This window comes from Chryseobacterium sp. NFX27, from assembly GCF_049887855.1.
Lineage (GTDB): Bacteria > Bacteroidota > Bacteroidia > Flavobacteriales > Weeksellaceae > Chryseobacterium.
The window spans coordinates 48,112-64,178 of sequence record NZ_JAGEKK010000011.1 but is presented as its reverse complement, the minus strand read 5'-3'; the positions used below and the strand labels follow the sequence as shown (position 1 = coordinate 64,178).

General features: G+C 37.6%; 16 protein-coding genes. 9 read left to right on the top strand and 7 right to left on the bottom strand.

All coding sequences use genetic code 11. The features are described 5' to 3' along the window. Positions 1-59: 59 nt before the first annotated feature. The 5 genes from queA to J4Q03_RS13710 all read left to right on the top strand — a co-directional run bounded on the left by queA (position 60) and on the right by J4Q03_RS13710 (position 5,197). A complete protein-coding gene (gene queA, locus J4Q03_RS13730; RefSeq protein ID WP_426048704.1) occupies positions 60-1,109 on the top strand; it encodes a tRNA preQ1(34) S-adenosylmethionine ribosyltransferase-isomerase QueA in 1,050 nt (349 codons plus the stop codon). A 73-nt stretch (positions 1,110-1,182) separates the two neighbouring features. Then, positions 1,183-2,217: a 23S rRNA (adenine(2503)-C(2))-methyltransferase RlmN gene (gene rlmN, locus J4Q03_RS13725; RefSeq protein ID WP_116011186.1), complete on the top strand. Its 1,035-nt coding sequence runs from the start codon at positions 1,183-1,185 to the stop codon at positions 2,215-2,217. A gap of 76 nt (positions 2,218-2,293) precedes the next feature. Next, complete coding sequence (locus tag J4Q03_RS13720) at positions 2,294-3,208, top strand: sterol desaturase family protein (protein ID WP_426048703.1); 915 nt, start codon at positions 2,294-2,296, stop codon at positions 3,206-3,208. A 59-nt stretch (positions 3,209-3,267) separates the two neighbouring features. Further along, entirely contained in the window at positions 3,268-4,146 is an 879-nt protein-coding gene (locus J4Q03_RS13715) for a hypothetical protein (protein WP_426048702.1), read from the top strand. Positions 4,147-4,219: 73 nt separating this feature from the next. Next, positions 4,220-5,197, top strand: coding sequence for a polyprenyl synthetase family protein (locus tag J4Q03_RS13710; RefSeq protein WP_426048701.1), 978 nt, complete (start codon positions 4,220-4,222; stop codon positions 5,195-5,197). A 58-nt stretch (positions 5,198-5,255) separates the two neighbouring features. On the opposite strand, the gene J4Q03_RS13705 is transcribed toward J4Q03_RS13710, so the two are convergent. From J4Q03_RS13705 to J4Q03_RS13690, 4 genes are all read right to left on the bottom strand, one after another. Then, a complete protein-coding gene (locus tag J4Q03_RS13705) occupies positions 5,256-6,047 on the bottom strand; it encodes a hypothetical protein (protein ID WP_426048700.1) in 792 nt (263 codons plus the stop codon). 104 nt (positions 6,048-6,151) lie between these two features. Further along, positions 6,152-6,940: a hypothetical protein gene (locus J4Q03_RS13700; RefSeq protein ID WP_426048699.1), complete on the bottom strand. Its 789-nt coding sequence runs from the start codon at positions 6,938-6,940 to the stop codon at positions 6,152-6,154. Between the two features lie 276 nt (positions 6,941-7,216). Continuing rightward, positions 7,217-7,783 carry a hypothetical protein gene (locus tag J4Q03_RS13695; protein WP_426048698.1) on the bottom strand — a complete coding sequence of 189 codons (567 nt, stop codon included), beginning with the start codon at positions 7,781-7,783 and terminating at the stop codon, positions 7,217-7,219. A 482-nt stretch (positions 7,784-8,265) separates the two neighbouring features. Then, the gene (locus J4Q03_RS13690) at positions 8,266-8,565 is read right to left on the bottom strand and encodes a hypothetical protein (protein WP_426048697.1); all 300 of its coding nucleotides are present in this window, start codon (positions 8,563-8,565) and stop codon (positions 8,266-8,268) included. Between the two features lie 133 nt (positions 8,566-8,698). Between J4Q03_RS13690 and J4Q03_RS13685 the strand changes: the two genes are divergently transcribed. Together J4Q03_RS13685 and J4Q03_RS13680 are read left to right on the top strand one after the other, a co-directional pair. Next, the gene (locus tag J4Q03_RS13685; protein ID WP_426048696.1) at positions 8,699-11,131 is read left to right on the top strand and encodes an alpha-ketoacid dehydrogenase subunit alpha/beta; all 2,433 of its coding nucleotides are present in this window, start codon (positions 8,699-8,701) and stop codon (positions 11,129-11,131) included. A 118-nt stretch (positions 11,132-11,249) separates the two neighbouring features. Further along, positions 11,250-11,981 carry a class I SAM-dependent methyltransferase gene (locus J4Q03_RS13680; RefSeq protein WP_426048695.1) on the top strand — a complete coding sequence of 244 codons (732 nt, stop codon included), beginning with the start codon at positions 11,250-11,252 and terminating at the stop codon, positions 11,979-11,981. Between the two features lie 7 nt (positions 11,982-11,988). Here J4Q03_RS13680 and J4Q03_RS13675 read toward each other — a convergent pair whose 3' ends face one another. Then, the gene (locus J4Q03_RS13675) at positions 11,989-12,375 is read right to left on the bottom strand and encodes a winged helix-turn-helix transcriptional regulator (protein WP_426048694.1); all 387 of its coding nucleotides are present in this window, start codon (positions 12,373-12,375) and stop codon (positions 11,989-11,991) included. A gap of 122 nt (positions 12,376-12,497) precedes the next feature. Here J4Q03_RS13675 and J4Q03_RS13670 point away from each other — a divergent pair, with 122 nt between their 5' ends. Further along, positions 12,498-13,559 (top strand): NADH:flavin oxidoreductase, encoded by a 1,062-nt coding sequence (locus tag J4Q03_RS13670; protein ID WP_426048693.1) that lies wholly within the window; start codon positions 12,498-12,500, stop codon positions 13,557-13,559. A gap of 218 nt (positions 13,560-13,777) precedes the next feature. Here the strand turns inward: J4Q03_RS13670 and J4Q03_RS13665 are convergent, their stop codons facing one another. Then, complete coding sequence (locus J4Q03_RS13665; protein ID WP_426048692.1) at positions 13,778-13,939, bottom strand: bacteriocin-like protein; 162 nt, start codon at positions 13,937-13,939, stop codon at positions 13,778-13,780. A gap of 176 nt (positions 13,940-14,115) precedes the next feature. After that, complete coding sequence (locus tag J4Q03_RS13660) at positions 14,116-15,318, bottom strand: aminopeptidase C (protein ID WP_426048691.1); 1,203 nt, start codon at positions 15,316-15,318, stop codon at positions 14,116-14,118. A gap of 230 nt (positions 15,319-15,548) precedes the next feature. Between J4Q03_RS13660 and J4Q03_RS13655 the strand changes: the two genes are divergently transcribed. Further along, the gene (locus J4Q03_RS13655; protein WP_426048690.1) at positions 15,549-16,067 is read left to right on the top strand and encodes an RNA polymerase sigma factor; all 519 of its coding nucleotides are present in this window, start codon (positions 15,549-15,551) and stop codon (positions 16,065-16,067) included.

Genomic DNA, 16,067 nt, shown 5'->3' with positions numbered 1-16,067 from the left:
TTTGCACACCGAAAATTACACTTGTAATTTTAATAATTTTTAAACCGTAATTTAAAAAAATGAAAACATCAGATTTTAATTTTGATCTTCCTGCGGAATTATTAGCAGAACACCCATCTGAACACAGAGACGAAGCCAAATTAATGGTTCTTAACAGAAAAACAGAAACCATTGAGCATAAGCTGTTTAAAGATGTTGTGGATTATTTCGACGAGAAAGATCTGTTCATTTTCAACAATACTAAGGTTTTTCCTGCACGTCTTTATGGAAATAAAGAAAAAACAGGTGCTAAAATTGAAGTTTTCCTTTTAAGAGAGCTGGATAAAGAAACCAGAGTATGGGACGTTCTTGTAGATCCTGCGAGAAAAATCAGAATCGGTAACAAATTATTCTTTACTGAAGATGAATCTTTGGTAGCTGAAGTAATTGATAACACAACTTCAAGAGGAAGAACATTAAGATTCTTATTCGATGGTTCTTATGACGAATTCAGAACAAAACTGAAGGAATTAGGAGAAACTCCACTTCCGAAATATATCAAAAGAGCAGTAGAGCCGGAAGATGCAGAAAGGTATCAAACAATCTATGCAAAAATAGAAGGAGCCGTAGCTGCACCTACAGCAGGTCTTCACTTCTCCAAGCATCTGATGAAGAAATTGGAGATCAAAGGAATTGATTTCGCTGAAGTAACGCTTCACGTTGGTTTGGGAACTTTCAACCCGATCGAGGTGGAAGATCTTTCCAAGCACAAAATGGAGTCTGAAGAAATTATTATCGACGAGAAAAATGCTGACATTATCAATAAAGCGGTAGAAGCTCACAGAAGAGTCTGTGCGGTAGGTACTACAACGATGAGAGCATTGGAAACTTCTGTTTCTTCAAACAGAAAGATCTCTGCATTCAACGGTTGGACGAATAAATTCATTTATCCGCCTCACGATTTTGGAGTTGCCAACTCAATGATCACCAATTTCCACACGCCGAAATCAACATTATTGATGATGATTGCTGCGTTTGCCGGAAAAGATTTTATCATGCATGCTTATGAAGAAGCCGTAAAAGAAAAGTATAAATTCTATTCTTACGGTGACGCCATGTTAATCCTATAAAAAGATAATAGGAATTAGGATTTAGGGCTTAGTTTGTTCCCTAAATCCTAAACCCTAATACCTACAACCTATAATGAAAGATATCCGAGTTTTATCACTAGATCAGCTTAAAGACTATTTTTTGACTTTAGGGGAAAAACCGTTTCGTGCGAAACAGGTTTATGACTGGTTATGGAGTAAAAATCTCCATTCGATTGATGAAATGACGAATCTTTCGAAATCTCTTCGCGAAAAAATTTCCGAGGAATACACCATTAACCCAGTTTCTGTAGATCAGCTTCAGAGAAGCAAAGACGGAACTATCAAAAACGGTGTGAAGCTTCACGACGGACTGCTGGTGGAATCTGTTCTTATTCCTACAGAAACAAGAACCACAGCCTGCGTTTCTTCACAGGTAGGATGTTCATTAAACTGCGAATTCTGTGCAACGGCAAGGCTCAAAAGAATGAGAAACCTTGAAGTAGCCGAAATCGTAGACCAGGTGGCCCTGATCGACAGCCAAAGCAAAATGTATTTTGACAGACCGCTTTCCAATATCGTTTTTATGGGTATGGGAGAACCGATGATGAATTACAAAAATGTAGTGGAAGCCATCAGAAAAATTACCCAGCCGGAAGGTTTGGGAATGTCGCCAAGAAGAATTACCGTTTCTACATCCGGAATTCCAAAGATGATCAAAATGCTGGCAGACGATGAGCTTCGTGTAAAGCTGGCCCTTTCGCTTCACTCTGCTATTGAGTCTAAACGGAATGAGATTATGCCTTTTTCGGATAAATTTCCATTGACGGATATTATGGAGGCACTTCAGTACTGGTACCAAAAAACAGGCTCTGTCATTACTTTCGAATACTGTGTATGGAAAGGGATCAATGACGGGGATGAAGATATCAAAGCTCTGATCAGATATTGTAAACAGGTTCCTTCCAAAGTAAATCTTATTCAGTATAACCCTATCGGAGACGGAAAATATGATCAGTGCAATAAGCAGGCGGAAGATAATTATGTACGCCAGCTGGAAAATGCCGGGATTACTGTAATGATCAGAAAAAGCCGCGGCGGAGACATTGATGCAGCGTGTGGGCAGTTGGCGAATAAAACCACCGATTAAAATTTCCTTAAAAAATTCAAAATTTTCCCTGATAATTTCCTAAAATCCTACCTTTACGTAAAGTAGAAAGTTTACTATGGACTTCTTTATGAGCGAAGACGGTTTGGAGAACGTTTACGCATGGGCTATTCCGTTTCATGCTGCCGTTATTTTGACTGAAATGATCTACAGTCACGTTTCTGAGGCTAAACTGTACAACGGGAAAGATGTTGCCACAAGTGTTTATCTTGCTTTAATGAATTTCGGGCTGGACCTGATCATGAAGGCTTTTGCCATGGGCGTCATGTTTTTCTTTTATAATCACAGGCTTTTCACATGGGATTTTACGGTCTGGTACTGGCTCATCTGTTTTGTGATTACAGATTTTGCCTATTATGTACTGCATTATGTAGATCATCATTCCAGGGCGTTCTGGGCAGTTCACATTACCCACCACAATTCAGAGTATTTCAATCTTACAACAGGCTTTAGAAGTCCCGTACTGCAACCCCTGTACAGGTATCTTTATTTTTCCCCGCTTGCTTTTTTAGGCTTTAATCCGTGGCATATTATGGTGGTTTATGCCATTGGACAAGTGTACGGGACCTGGGTACATACACAGACTGTAAAGAAACTGGGGATTCTGGAATATATTCTGGTAACTCCTTCACATCATAGAGTACATCATGCCTGCAACATCAAATATCTCGATAGAAATATGGGCATGTGCCTCATCATCTGGGATAAAATATTCGGAACTTTTGAAAAGGAAGATCCGGATGTACCCGTGAAATATGGAATTTATCCAAAAATGCCTGACCATAAGCCTGGCACTGTTCTTCTCTATGAGTGGAGAAAAATCTGGAAAGATATCAGGCAGCCTGGACTGAAGTTTTCCGATAGGATCAATTATATTTTTAATTCTCCCGGGTGGAGACATGACGGTACGGGAAAAACGGTAAGACAATATCAGAAAGATTATGTAAAGAAGCAGGAGCAAAAGCAAAAATAAATCTGACTGATACTCTCGAAAAAGTTCTCCAGTTCTCCTTAAACGCTTATTTTTGTTCTATGAAAAAATTCATTCTTCTCGTTGCTGTTATTATTTTTCAAACTTCATTTTCGCAGCAGACAGAATTTTTAAAAATTAGAAAATACAGAGTCGGTTATCTGGATGATAAAATCCGGGAAACATCAGGACTGAATATTATGAATGGTAAGCTGTATACATTCAATGACAGCGGCAATGCTCCGGAAATTTTTGAACTGGATCAAACTTCCGGCACTCTTAAAAATACATTCACAATCAATGCTAAAAACAAAGACTGGGAGGCTTTGACTAATGACGGAAGGAATTTCTACATTGGAGATATTGGAAATAATGGAGGAATAAGAAGAGATCTGGAAATCTATAAACTGCCTTTTGAAAACGGTGATGTAAAGAATGATTCTATTACTAAAATATCATACTATTATCCGGAGCAGACAGAATTCATCCCCAAATATACTGATAATGATTTTGATGCTGAAGCGATGATTTACCTGAACGGAAAGCTGCATCTGTTTACCAAAGAATGGAAATCAAAATCAACCTCTCATTATATTATTGATCCTAAGATATCTGAAAAGCAGAAAGCAGAGAAAACGGAATCTTACAAAACCAATTTTGTAGTAACGGATGCTGCTTATTTTGACGGAAAGCTTTATCTGGTAGGCTATACCAAGAAAACGGAAGTTTTTCTTAATGTTTTTAAGGAAACAGAACCCGGCATCTTTTTTAAAGAAAAACCGAAACATTATTATCTGGGGAGTGCTTTGGCAATAGGGCAGATTGAAGGCATTGCTGTTAATGAATCAGGAATCTATATTTCAGGGGAAAAATTCAGGTCAGGATTGGGAAGTGCACAGCCGTCACTTTATTTTATTCCAAATGGAGAACTCAAAGATTAATTTTGTCCTGAAATTGCGTGAAAAAAATTATCTTTGTGAGAATTAATAAGTATTTACCTTTCATTCACAGATTTTGGCAAACATCGTAGAAGAAATCAAACGACCGATCAATGAGGAAATGAAACTTTTCGAGCAGAAGTTTTATGAATCGATGCAGAGCAAAGTGCCTTTATTGGATAAAGTAACCCGTTTTATTGTTACTACCAAAGGAAAGCAGATGCGTCCTATGTTCGTATTCCTTTGCGCAAAGCTGATAGGTGATGTTAATGAAAAAACCTACCGCGGAGCTTCCATGATCGAGCTGATCCATACCGCAACTCTTGTGCACGATGATGTGGTAGATGAAAGCTTTAAACGCCGTAATTTCTTTTCAATCAATGCTTTATGGAAGAATAAAATTGCGGTTTTAGTAGGAGATTATCTTTTGTCAAAATCCGTATTGCTTTCCACAGATCATAAAGATTATGACCTTTTGGGAGTGATTTCCAGAACGATCCGTGAAATGTCCGAAGGTGAGCTTTTACAGCTTGAAAAGGCCAGAAAGCTGGATATTACCGAAGATGTTTATTATGAAATTATCCGTCAGAAAACAGCTACTTTAATTGCTGCCTGTTGTGAAATAGGGGTTCTGTCCAATAATGCAGATGAAGCTCTGGCTAAAAAAATGATGAACTTCGGAACCTATACGGGAATGGCTTTCCAGATCAAGGATGATCTTTTCGATTATCTGAGTTCCAATGTCATCGGGAAGCCTGTAGGTATTGATATTAAGGAGCAAAAAATGACCCTTCCTTTAATTCATACTTTAAAAATAGCTGGTGAAAAAGAACGTAAATATTACTTCAATACCATCAAACGTTACAATAATGATCCGAAACGCGTTAAGGAGCTTATAGACTTTGTCAAAAATTCCGGAGGTATGGATTATGCCATAAAAGTGATGAAAGATTTCCAGCAGAAAGCCAAAGATATTCTCAACGAATTTCCTGACTCGGAAGCCAAAAAATCATTGCACAGTATGCTTGATTATGTAATTGAAAGAAAGTTTTAAGAAGTGAAATCATAAATAAAAAAATCGGAATGGGATCAGCATTCCGATTTTTGTTTTTTTATATTTTCTGAACCGTTACATTGGTCACGTTACCGCTTCCGGTACTTCCGGTTTCAGTAGCTAAAACAGTAGCATTTTGATTGGGAGCAGCCGTAAAACGAACCTGATAGCCTGCTGTAGGGATAATCAGTAATGTAGTGTAATTCATTAATTCTCCCACATTTCCTGAATTAGCAGCAGCATTGTAATGGCTCCCTCTTCCCAGATAATCTGCATCCGGAACAGGTCTTATCCCCAGCAGTAACTGGGTTCCTGCTGCCATATTTGTAAAACTGGCCTGTAGAGTTACCAGATAATTCCCCGCCTGATTAAACGTTAAAACACCTGTTGAGGTACTATAACTGTAATAAGGAGAAGTAGCCAGCGGCGCGGAAAATAATAAAGTAGTAATGGTAGAAGTTGACAAACTTTGATTAGCTGTAAGGCGGGCATGAAATAAAGAATAAGAATTGAAATTTATAGTCTTCAAAACACCTGTAGCATCAGCTACTACAACTCTGTCTGTTCCTCCGATCCCAATGTTTGAATTGATGTTCCGGATTCGTGCATTTCCTGAAGCTACATCCAGTTTCTCTGTTGGGCTTGTAGTTCCAATACCTACGTTAGCAGTACTTGTTACAACAAAATCATTAACCTGCTGTGCGGCAGAAGGTGCACCTGACGTTGGATTGTCTTTTGCTGCATCAACATGAAAACTGGCTTGTGGATTGTTTGTGTTTATACCTATTTGTGCATAGATAATACCTGACGTTAAGAAAACGCCAATAAACGAAATAGTTTTTTTTCTCATCGATATAATTTTTTTCTTTTTGTATGTTAGAATTACCAACATTCCAATTCTGCTTATCAATTGTATCCAGAAAGAATGATTGATAATATGGTAGATTTTGATTTTTAAATTTTTTGTATAGTAACATTGGTGACATTTCCACTTCCTGTACTTCCCGTTTCAGTTGCCAGAACGGTGCAGTTTTGATTAGGAGCAGCCGTGAACCGCACTTGATAACCGGCAGTTGGAATGATCAGCAATGTAGTATAGTTCATTAATTCTCCGATGCTGGCTCCTGTAGCTACAGCATTGTAGTGACTTCCTCTGCCTAAATAATTTGCATCCGGAACTGGTCTTATTCCTATTAATAATTGTGTGCCAACCGGAGCACTGGCAAAACTAGCCTGTAGAGTTACCAGATAATTGCCCGCCTGATTAAACGTTAAAACACCTGTTGAGGGACTATAACTGTAATAGGGAGAAGTAGCAAGCGGTGCGGAAAATAGTAACGTTGTAATTGAAATCGAAGCTGTTTGGTTGGCTGCTAACCTTGCATGGAATAATGAATACGAATTAAAATTAATGGTTTTCAAAACACCTGTAGCATCAGCGACTACAACTCTGTCGGTTCCTCCGATTCCAATGTTTGAATTGATGTTCCGGATTCGTGCGTTTCCTGAAGCTACATCCAGTTTCTCTGTTGGGCTTGTAGTTCCAATGCCTACGTTAGCAGTACTTGTTACAACAAAATCATTAACCTGCTGTGTGGCCGAAGGCGCACCTGACAGTGGATTGTCTTTTGCTGCATCAACATGAAAACTGGCCTGTGGATTGTTTGTGTTTATACCTACTTGCGCGTAGATAATGCTTGACGTTAAAAAAACGCCAAGAATCGAAATAATTCTTTTTCTCATCAGTTAAATTTTTTTCTCTTGTATGTTAAAGTTATCTAACATTTCATTTCGGAATCAAATTTTATACCGTTATAGAAAGAATGATTAATATTATGATAAATTTTGGCTTTTTTTAAAACTAAATTTTGTGAAATATATAAAATGTTTTGTATAAATTAAATAATACACAATTTAATACCACTTAATCTATAGCATGAAAAAAGCGATATCCCCGGTTTATATATAGAACAGCCTGAGCGCGGTTAACGTCAGGCTGTTTTTTAAATTAATGAGATTTTATATTTTCTGAACCGTTACGTTAGTTACATTCCCACTTCCGGTAGCTCCTGTTTCTGTTGCTAAAATAGTACAGTTTTGATTAGTTGCGGCGGTGAAACGAATTTGATATCCGGCTGTTGGAATTACCACAAGGGTAGTGTAATTCATCAGCTCACCAATTGTGGCGGAAGTAACAGCTGCATTGTAATGGCTGCCCCTTGCTATATAATTGGCATCGGGAACGGGGCGAATACCTAAAACCAGCTGTGTACCAGCTGTAGCTATACTGGCAAAACTGGCCTGTAAGGTGACAAGATAATTTCCCGGCTGATTAAAAGTTAAAACTCCTGTAGTGTTATTGTAGGCATAATACGGAGACGTTGCAAGAGGTGTGGCAAATAAAAGAGTGGTTATATTACCACTGACATGGCTTTGGTCACTAGCCAAACGTGCATGGAATAAGGAATAATCATTAAAGTTAATGGTTTTTAATACCCCGGTTCCATCAGCTACTACCACTCTGTCGGTTCCGCCGACGCCTATATTGGTATTAATATCACGGATGCGGACATTACCAGAGGCCACGTCCAGCTTTTGACTAGGGGTAATGGTTCCTATCCCTACATTAGCGGCAGAAGTGACAGAAAAGTCATTAACTTGCTGAGTTGCGGTAGGAGCCCCCGTTACCGCGTTATCCTTGGCACCGTCTATGTGCAGAATTGTTTGTGGGTTGCTGGTATTTATCCCTACCTGGGAGTAGATAAGGCAAGTTGTTATTAAAACACCGAAAGCAGAGAATACTTTTTTTTCATTTGTTTATAATTTAAGTTAAAGTTATATAATGTTTTGTTATAATGATCAATTTTATTCCATTATAGAAATAATAATTGATATTATATTAATTATTTATATTTTTATAATGGAATATCATGAAAATGTGTAAAAAATATCTCTTTTATTTGATTTAAATTTATGCAGTCAATCTTGAATTATAAAGACATATTAATTGTTCATCAAGTCAACGAAAAATAAAATTTTGAAAAACGAAATGATTCTGGATTATAGATTTAATCAATTATTTTTACAGTCATAATAATAACTGCTAAAACAATACAAAATAAAGCGATTAAAAATAGATAATCCGCAATGGTCTCATATTTATTTTCCCGCTTTTCGCTTTTGGTACGGATCGCCATAAACGAAAAAAAGCAGCTGCATGAAAATAACAGGCATGCAATACCCGCAAACTCATCCAGATGTGTATTCCCACTGATTTTAGTGATTTTTAGGGAAGTGATGATAATCAGGGAAAAACCTAAAAGATTGCTGGATGCATTCAGGATGTGGGTTGATTTTTTTTCCATCATTTACAATTTTTTACAATATAAAACACAATTCTTTTATTATCAAATTTTTAAAAAAGATTATTGAAAATTAAAATTAATTTAAAAATTGTATATTAGCGCCATACTTGAAGAATAAAAACTTTTATATCTAGCTATGCAGACAACCTATATTGAAACACAGCAAATTTCTTTCCAGGACTTTAAAAACCAGATACTTGAAGATTACAGGTTAGGAAAGATATCGCGTGAGATGTCTTATCTTGGAAGAAGAGAAGTGCTTACAGGAAAAGCTAAATTCGGAATTTTTGGGGATGGTAAGGAACTTCCTCAGCTGGCCATGGCGAAAGTTTTCAGAAATGGTGACTTCCGTTCAGGATATTACAGGGATCAGACTTTTGCATTAGCAGTAGATGCTTTAACGGTTGAAAGCTTTTTCGCACAGCTGTATGCAGATACAAGCGTTGAAAGAGAGCCGGCATCAGCTGGAAGACAGATGAACGGGCACTTTGCCACAAGAAGCTTAAACAAAGACGGAAGCTGGAAAGACCTTACGGCACAGAAAAATATCTCTTCGGATATTTCCCCTACAGCAGGACAGATGCCCAGATTATTAGGACTGGCTCAGGCTTCCAAAGTGTATAAAAGTGTACAATTTGACGGTTCTGAAAAGTTCTCAAAGGGAGGAAATGAAGTGGCTTTCGGAACAATCGGGGATGCCTCTACAGCAGAAGGGCATTTCTGGGAAACCCTGAATGCAGCCTGTGCACTTCAGGTTCCAATGATTGTTTCTATATGGGATGACGGATATGGGATTTCAGTTCCTACCAGAAACCAGAGAGCAAAAGCGGACATTGCTGAAATGTTAAGCGGTTTCCAGAGAAAAGAAGGCGAAAATCAGGGCTGCGAAATTATTCAGGTAAAAGCATGGGATTATCCTTCATTACTGGATGCTTATGCCAGAGCTGAACATTTTGCCAGAACAGAAAGTATTCCGGTTGTGGTACATGTTATTGAAGTGACCCAACCTCAGGGACATTCCACTTCAGGATCTCATGAAAGATATAAAAATGAAGAACGTCTTTCCTGGGAGGCAGATTTTGATGGAATGGTGAAATTTAAAGAATGGATCCTGAATTATTCAATCGAAATCGAAGGAAAAGAAGAAATTATTGCTTCAGCAGAAGAGTTGGATGCAATAGATGAAGAAGCTAAAAAAATAGTAAAAGCAGGCCAGAAAAATGCCTGGGATAATTACCAGAAAACCATTACGGATTTGGTTCAGTCTGTTCTTCCGTTGGTTGAAAACCTTAAAGGTCAGAATGCTGAAATCGAAGGATATATTGCACAGTTCAATAAATTGGTTTCAAAAGCTAAAAAAGATGTTTTCCACCTTACAAGAAAGGCTTTACTGGCAACAAGAGGAACAAATTCTGCAGAAAGAACCCAATTGATGCAGAAGTACAATGAGGTTTTTGAAATAGAAAAAGATAACTATTCTTCTCACTTATATTCACAGTCTCAGTGGAAAGCTGAAAATGTAATGGAGGTGAAGCCTATTTTCTCGGAAAATTCTGAAGAAGTGGACGGAAGAGTAGTGATAAGAAATAATTTTGATAAGATTTTCGAAAAGTATCCTGAAACTTTAGTATTTGGTGAAGATGCCGGAAATATCGGTGATGTGAACCAAGGACTAGAAGGAATGCAGGAAAAATACGGCGAAGTACGGGTAGCAGATACCGGAATCCGTGAAGCGACCATTCTTGGCCAGGGTATCGGTATGGCAATGAGAGGGTTAAGACCTATTGCTGAGATCCAGTACCTGGATTATATCCTTTACTGTTTACAGGGAATGAGTGATGATCTGGCGACTGTTCAATACAGAACGAAAGGCGGTCAGAAAGCTCCAGTAATCATCAGAACAAGAGGTCACAGACTGGAAGGCGTCTGGCATTCAGGTTCTCCAATGGCGGGAATTCTGAACCTTTCTAAAGGAATTTTGGTACTGGTACCTAGAAACTTAACGAAAGCGGCAGGATTCTATAATACTATGCTTCAAAGTGATGATCCCGCGGTTATCGTTGAATGTCTGAACGGATACAGATTAAAAGAAAAACAGCCTGATAACTTAGGTGAATTCACTGTTCCTGTAGGAAAAATTGAGGTAACCAAAGAAGGAAAAGATGTTACTCTGGTAACTTACGGTTCCACCTGGAGAATTGTAATGGATGCCGCAGAACAATTGGAAAAACTGGGAATCTCTGCAGAAGTGATTGATGTTCAGTCGTTAATTCCTTTCGATTTAACGAATGAAATTGCTGAAAGCGTGAAGAGAACCAACAGATTGGTCGTAATCGATGAAGATGTGGAAGGCGGAACTTCAGCGTTTATTCTTCAGCAGATCCTTGAGAAGCAGAAAGCATTCAGATACCTGGATTCAGATCCGTTGACAATTGCTGCCAACGATCACAGACCTGCGTATGCAAGTGACGGAGATTATTTCAGCAAGCCATCTTCAGATGATATGGTAGAAAGAATCTACGCGATGTTTAATGAAACAAACCCTCAGAAATATCCTGCGATATTTTAATTGGGATTTTTAGATAAAATTAGCCGCTTTCAGAACTTCTGGAAGCGGTTTTTTGTTAAGAAATATGTTTCAAAAAATATAAATATGTACATTTGTGACTGAGTGTGATTTATATAATATGAAGATTACCAAACTAGTCATTCTGTTCAATTATCAAAAAATAGTATTAGGAGCCGTTGTATCATTTCTTCTTTTTCTATTATCATTTTGGTTCAATTCCGGCCTGCTTATTTTATTGTTAAGAATTTTAAGCGTTCTGATTGTTTTGAATATATTCGCTTCACTTATGGCTTCTTTTATTCTTTATGATAAGTCGGATTTATATGAGTTAAAAAGCTTAAAAGGAATTGTTGACTTTGGAAAAGTAGAAAATGCAATTCTAATTCATGCTAGTTTTGACCCTTTATCAAAAAGATTGGAAAAGAAATATCCAAACTTAAATTTAACAGTTTGTGATATTTACGGAAATAGGCACGAACACGAAAAAGGAATTAAAACCTCAAAAAAAATATTTCCAGCCAATCCTAAAGAAATAAAGATAATTCCCAATAAGTTACCCTTTGAAAACAACTCTCAAGACCTAATTCTTGCTATAACAGCATTGCATGAAATTTTAGATCATGAACAGAGAGTTTTATTCTTTAAAGAAGCAAAAAGGGTTTTGAAAAATAATGGAGTAATAATTGTTTCAGAGCAATTTAGAGATGTAACCAATTTTCTTTTCTTTAATATTGGAGCCTTTCATTTTTTAAGTCAGAAACAATGGAAGAAAGCTATTTCCAGCGCAGATTTACGAATAATTTCTAATCAAAAAATTACCCCTTTTGCAAATATGTTGATACTGAAATAAAGAATACCTAGACTTTGGCTTCCATTCTGTTTTCCTTATCCAATAAACTACAGTTCTTTTCAGAATTAAAATCTTCAGTAGTAAATTTCGCCTCCCATTCTTCCAGCAAATACAAAATCGGCAGCAAGGCCAGTCCCTTTTCTGTCAAAGAATATTCAACCCTCGGAGGCAGCTCTTTAAACTCTTCTCTGATAATTAATCCGTCATTTTGCATTTCTTTTAACTGATCGGTCAGTACTTTTCTGGAGATCACATTAATTCTTACGGCAAGTTCTCCGAAACGTAGCTTACGGTCTTTAATCACCAATACAATGATGGGTTTCCACTTGCTTCCCAGCGCAGACATTGCTTTGCCCAGAGGACAGCTGTATTTCATCAGTTCACTCTTTACCATGCGTTACTTTTATGTTACTAATGTAAGTTACTGCGAAGTTACCACTATTTTTTTGATAAAAGATACAAAAACGAACTATTATTAGTTACTTTGTGTAACAATTATAAAATACCAATTTAAAAATGAGTATAGAATCATTATTTAAACCGTTTGTTTACAAAAATCTGGAACTTAAAAACAGAATCGTAATGGCTCCTATGACCAGAGCACAGTCTGATAATGGAGTTCCTACCCAAAATATAGCAGAGTACTATTCAAGAAGGGCAGCTTCAGAAGTGGGATTGATTCTTTCTGAAGGAACCGTGATCAACAGGCCGTCTTCAAAAAACATGCAGAATATTCCTGATTTTTATGGAAATGAAGCATTGGCAGGCTGGAAAAACGTGATCAGTGCCGTTCATCAGAATGGTGGTAAAATGGGTCCGCAGATCTGGCATGTAGGAGACACAAGGATGTCCGAAGATTATCCGTTGGCTCCGATGGAGAAAGCTTCTACCATGACTTTAGAAGATATTCAGGATACCATTGCACAGTTTGCTGCTTCTGCAAAATCTGCAAAAGATTTAGGCTTTGATGTTGTTGAGGTTCATGGGGCACATGGTTACCTTATCGATCAGTTCTTTTGGGAAGTAACCAATACAAGAACCGATGAATACGGAGGAAAAACAATCAAAGAAAGAAACCGTTTTGCTGTAGATGTTATTAAAGCCATCAGAGCTGCAGTAGGAGAGGATTTCACTATTATTCTCCGTCTTTCACAATGGAAGCAGCAGGATTACAGCAGCAGACTGACTGCTAATCCAACAGAAATGGAAGAATGGTTATTGCCTTTAAAAGAAGCCGGAGTAGATATTTTCCATTGTTCACAGCGTCGTTTCTGGGAACCGGAATTCGAAGGTTCAGATTTAAATTTTGCCGGTTGGGCAAAGAAAATTACAGGGCAGCCGACGATCACCGTAGGTTCTGTAGGACTGAAAGGAGATTTTATGAGTGCTTTCGCAGGACAGGGAACTGAAAAAACCGACCTTAGCGAACTGATCAAAAGACTGGACAATGAAGAATTTGATCTTGTTGCAGTAGGACGGGCACTTTTACAGGATCCTCAATGGGTTCAGAAAATAAAAACCGGAAATACAGAAGAGCTTCTTGACTTTTCCGCAGAAAGCATGGCGAAACTGTATTAAGGCAGGGGGGGGCAATGGTGAATTTGCTTCGCTGTCAGTTTTTATTTTTGTTGAAATTAAGTGAATTGTTACTTCTATTCACTTGCGAAGCAAAATTGACCATTCACAATTGACCGTTTACAAATTATATTTTTTCTTTATTTTATATTATAAATTTTCACCTATTTATTTAAAAGAAACCCGCTTTCAGAATTTCTGAAAGCGGGTTTTGATTGTTCCTAATCCGGACATTCCATAGTGTCTGAAATACATTTCCAGCGGGATGGAAAACCGTTTGTTGGCGGAATATAGCAGGCTGTTGTTCCTGACGGGCAGTCAGGTGCATTTCCACCATTGATTTTCCTTAAGTCAGATTTTGCTAATTTTTTTAAATTTTTCATATGGTAATAATTTGTTGGATAATAAAAGTATACTATTTTCACTAAATGGCGAAGTATAATGGAAATAAAATATCAAGACAATAAAAAATAACCGCGCTCCAAAATATTGGAACGCGGTTTTAACAGATTTAAATATCTAAAATTACCGTAGTGAACACGGTAACAGTGATTGTTTATTATAAACCGATATTTTTTGTAGGCTTCAGCTGTTTAAGGATGCTTTTTGGAACAGCATTCTTATGAACCAATATAGCCGTCGATTTGTATTCTACATACGGTCTTGTTACATACAGATAACCCTCAAAATCATTGGTTACACCCCAGGAATTTTTAACCATATAATATTCCTTACCGGTCTGGTCTTTTGCCAATCCTACGATATGCATACCGTGGTCATCCGTTGTAGAAAGGTTGTTCAGGCCTTTCTGACGCATATCTTCCGTAATGGTTTTATCTTTTTTAGGTTCAGTGAACAGAGTCTGCTTGTTGTCTGCAGTAATCTGGTTCAGATCCATATCCGGAACATAAGCCACTCCATTTTTGTAAGAGAAATAAGGCTCGGAAACATCCGTTGCCCATCCCACAGAATATCCTTTGTTCACCGCGTTGTCGATAATAGCGGTAAGATCTTTCATGGGAACATTCCAGTCAGAATCATGGCTCCAGTTATCAGGAATAGGAACTACAAATTTCTGGTAATACGGATAATCTTTGTAAGAAGAGATTTCGATATAATCTTCAGGATTGATTCCTACAACTTCTTTAGCGAATGTCTTGGGAGTGTAATTTTTTTCTTCATACGTAAAGTTAGCCGGAACTTTTCCAAGATATTCATCCAGAATGGCATCTACGGAATCCATCCAGTTATCAGTAAGCTGTGCTTTTGATCCTGCCTGAACAAGGCTGTCTAAAACAGGTTTTAATTTCCCCTGCATTTCCTTAAAGTTATTAAGGGTCTGTCCGGATTTTAGTCCCGTATAAACATCCTGAGGTACAGCACCGTATTTTTTGTACATGTTGACTACATCGTGCAGTTCGCCGCCGTCTCCCCAGCTGATCGCTCCGTTGTTCAGTACATATAATTTAGCTTTATCGTGGTAAGAATTTCTTGCCGTGAAAATTTCAGCAAGATCTACAGGTTTTTTACCCATTCTCTGCATTTCGGATTCAAGGAAAGAATTCCCCGAATAGCTCCAGCATGTCCCGGATGAACCCTGGTTTTTTACTGAAGTAGCTCCCACGTCTTTTAACGCGGTGAACTGAAAATTAGCATTTTGAGATTGATTGTTTTTTAATTTGTTGATCAAGTCATCTTGGGCAAACATCATACTTCCTGCAGACAAAACAAAAAGTAATGAGGCAATTTTGGTATTTTTCATTACTATAAAAAGATTATTTATATGAATAGTCGTTCATATTAGAGATATGTTACAAAGGGAAAAGTTAAATTTGGAAGTGAAAAAAGTCGAATAAAACTGGAAAAATCTCAAAGGAAATAAACTTTATTTATTACCGGTTTATTAAGTATTTTGCTTTTTATCAAAAAAAGATTTAAATGTTTCCAACCCATCCAAGAGATTATGCATCTATTACAGTATAAAGCCTGACTATGGAAAAAGAATTACTAATAGAATGCCAGCGTAACAGCCGTAGTGCTCAGCGGAAGGTCTACGAGAAAATGGCGGGCCGGCTGTACTCAGTCTGCAGACGCTATCTGAAAAATGACGAAGATATTGAAGAAGTATTGGCCGATACTTTTTACAAAATATTCACCAAGATCACCCAGCTTCAGAATCTGGACACTTTTGAAGGATGGGCTAAAAAAATTGCAGTCAATGAATGTCTGCAGAAACTGAGAGCTGCCAAAGCACAGTTCGTCTCCATGGATGACGGTTTTGCAGAAACATCCGGAACCTTATCAGAAAGTATTTCATTTGAAAAAGATATTCTGAGCCTGCTGAACTTTCTTCCCGAAGGCTGCAGAGCAATTTTCAATCTGTTTGCCATTGAAGGATATCCGCATAAAGAAATTGCATCCATGCTTTCGATAAGCGAAGGGACTTCTAAATCCCAGCTCAATTTCGCAAGAAAAAAACTACAGGAACTTTTAGTCAATCAGAACATTTAA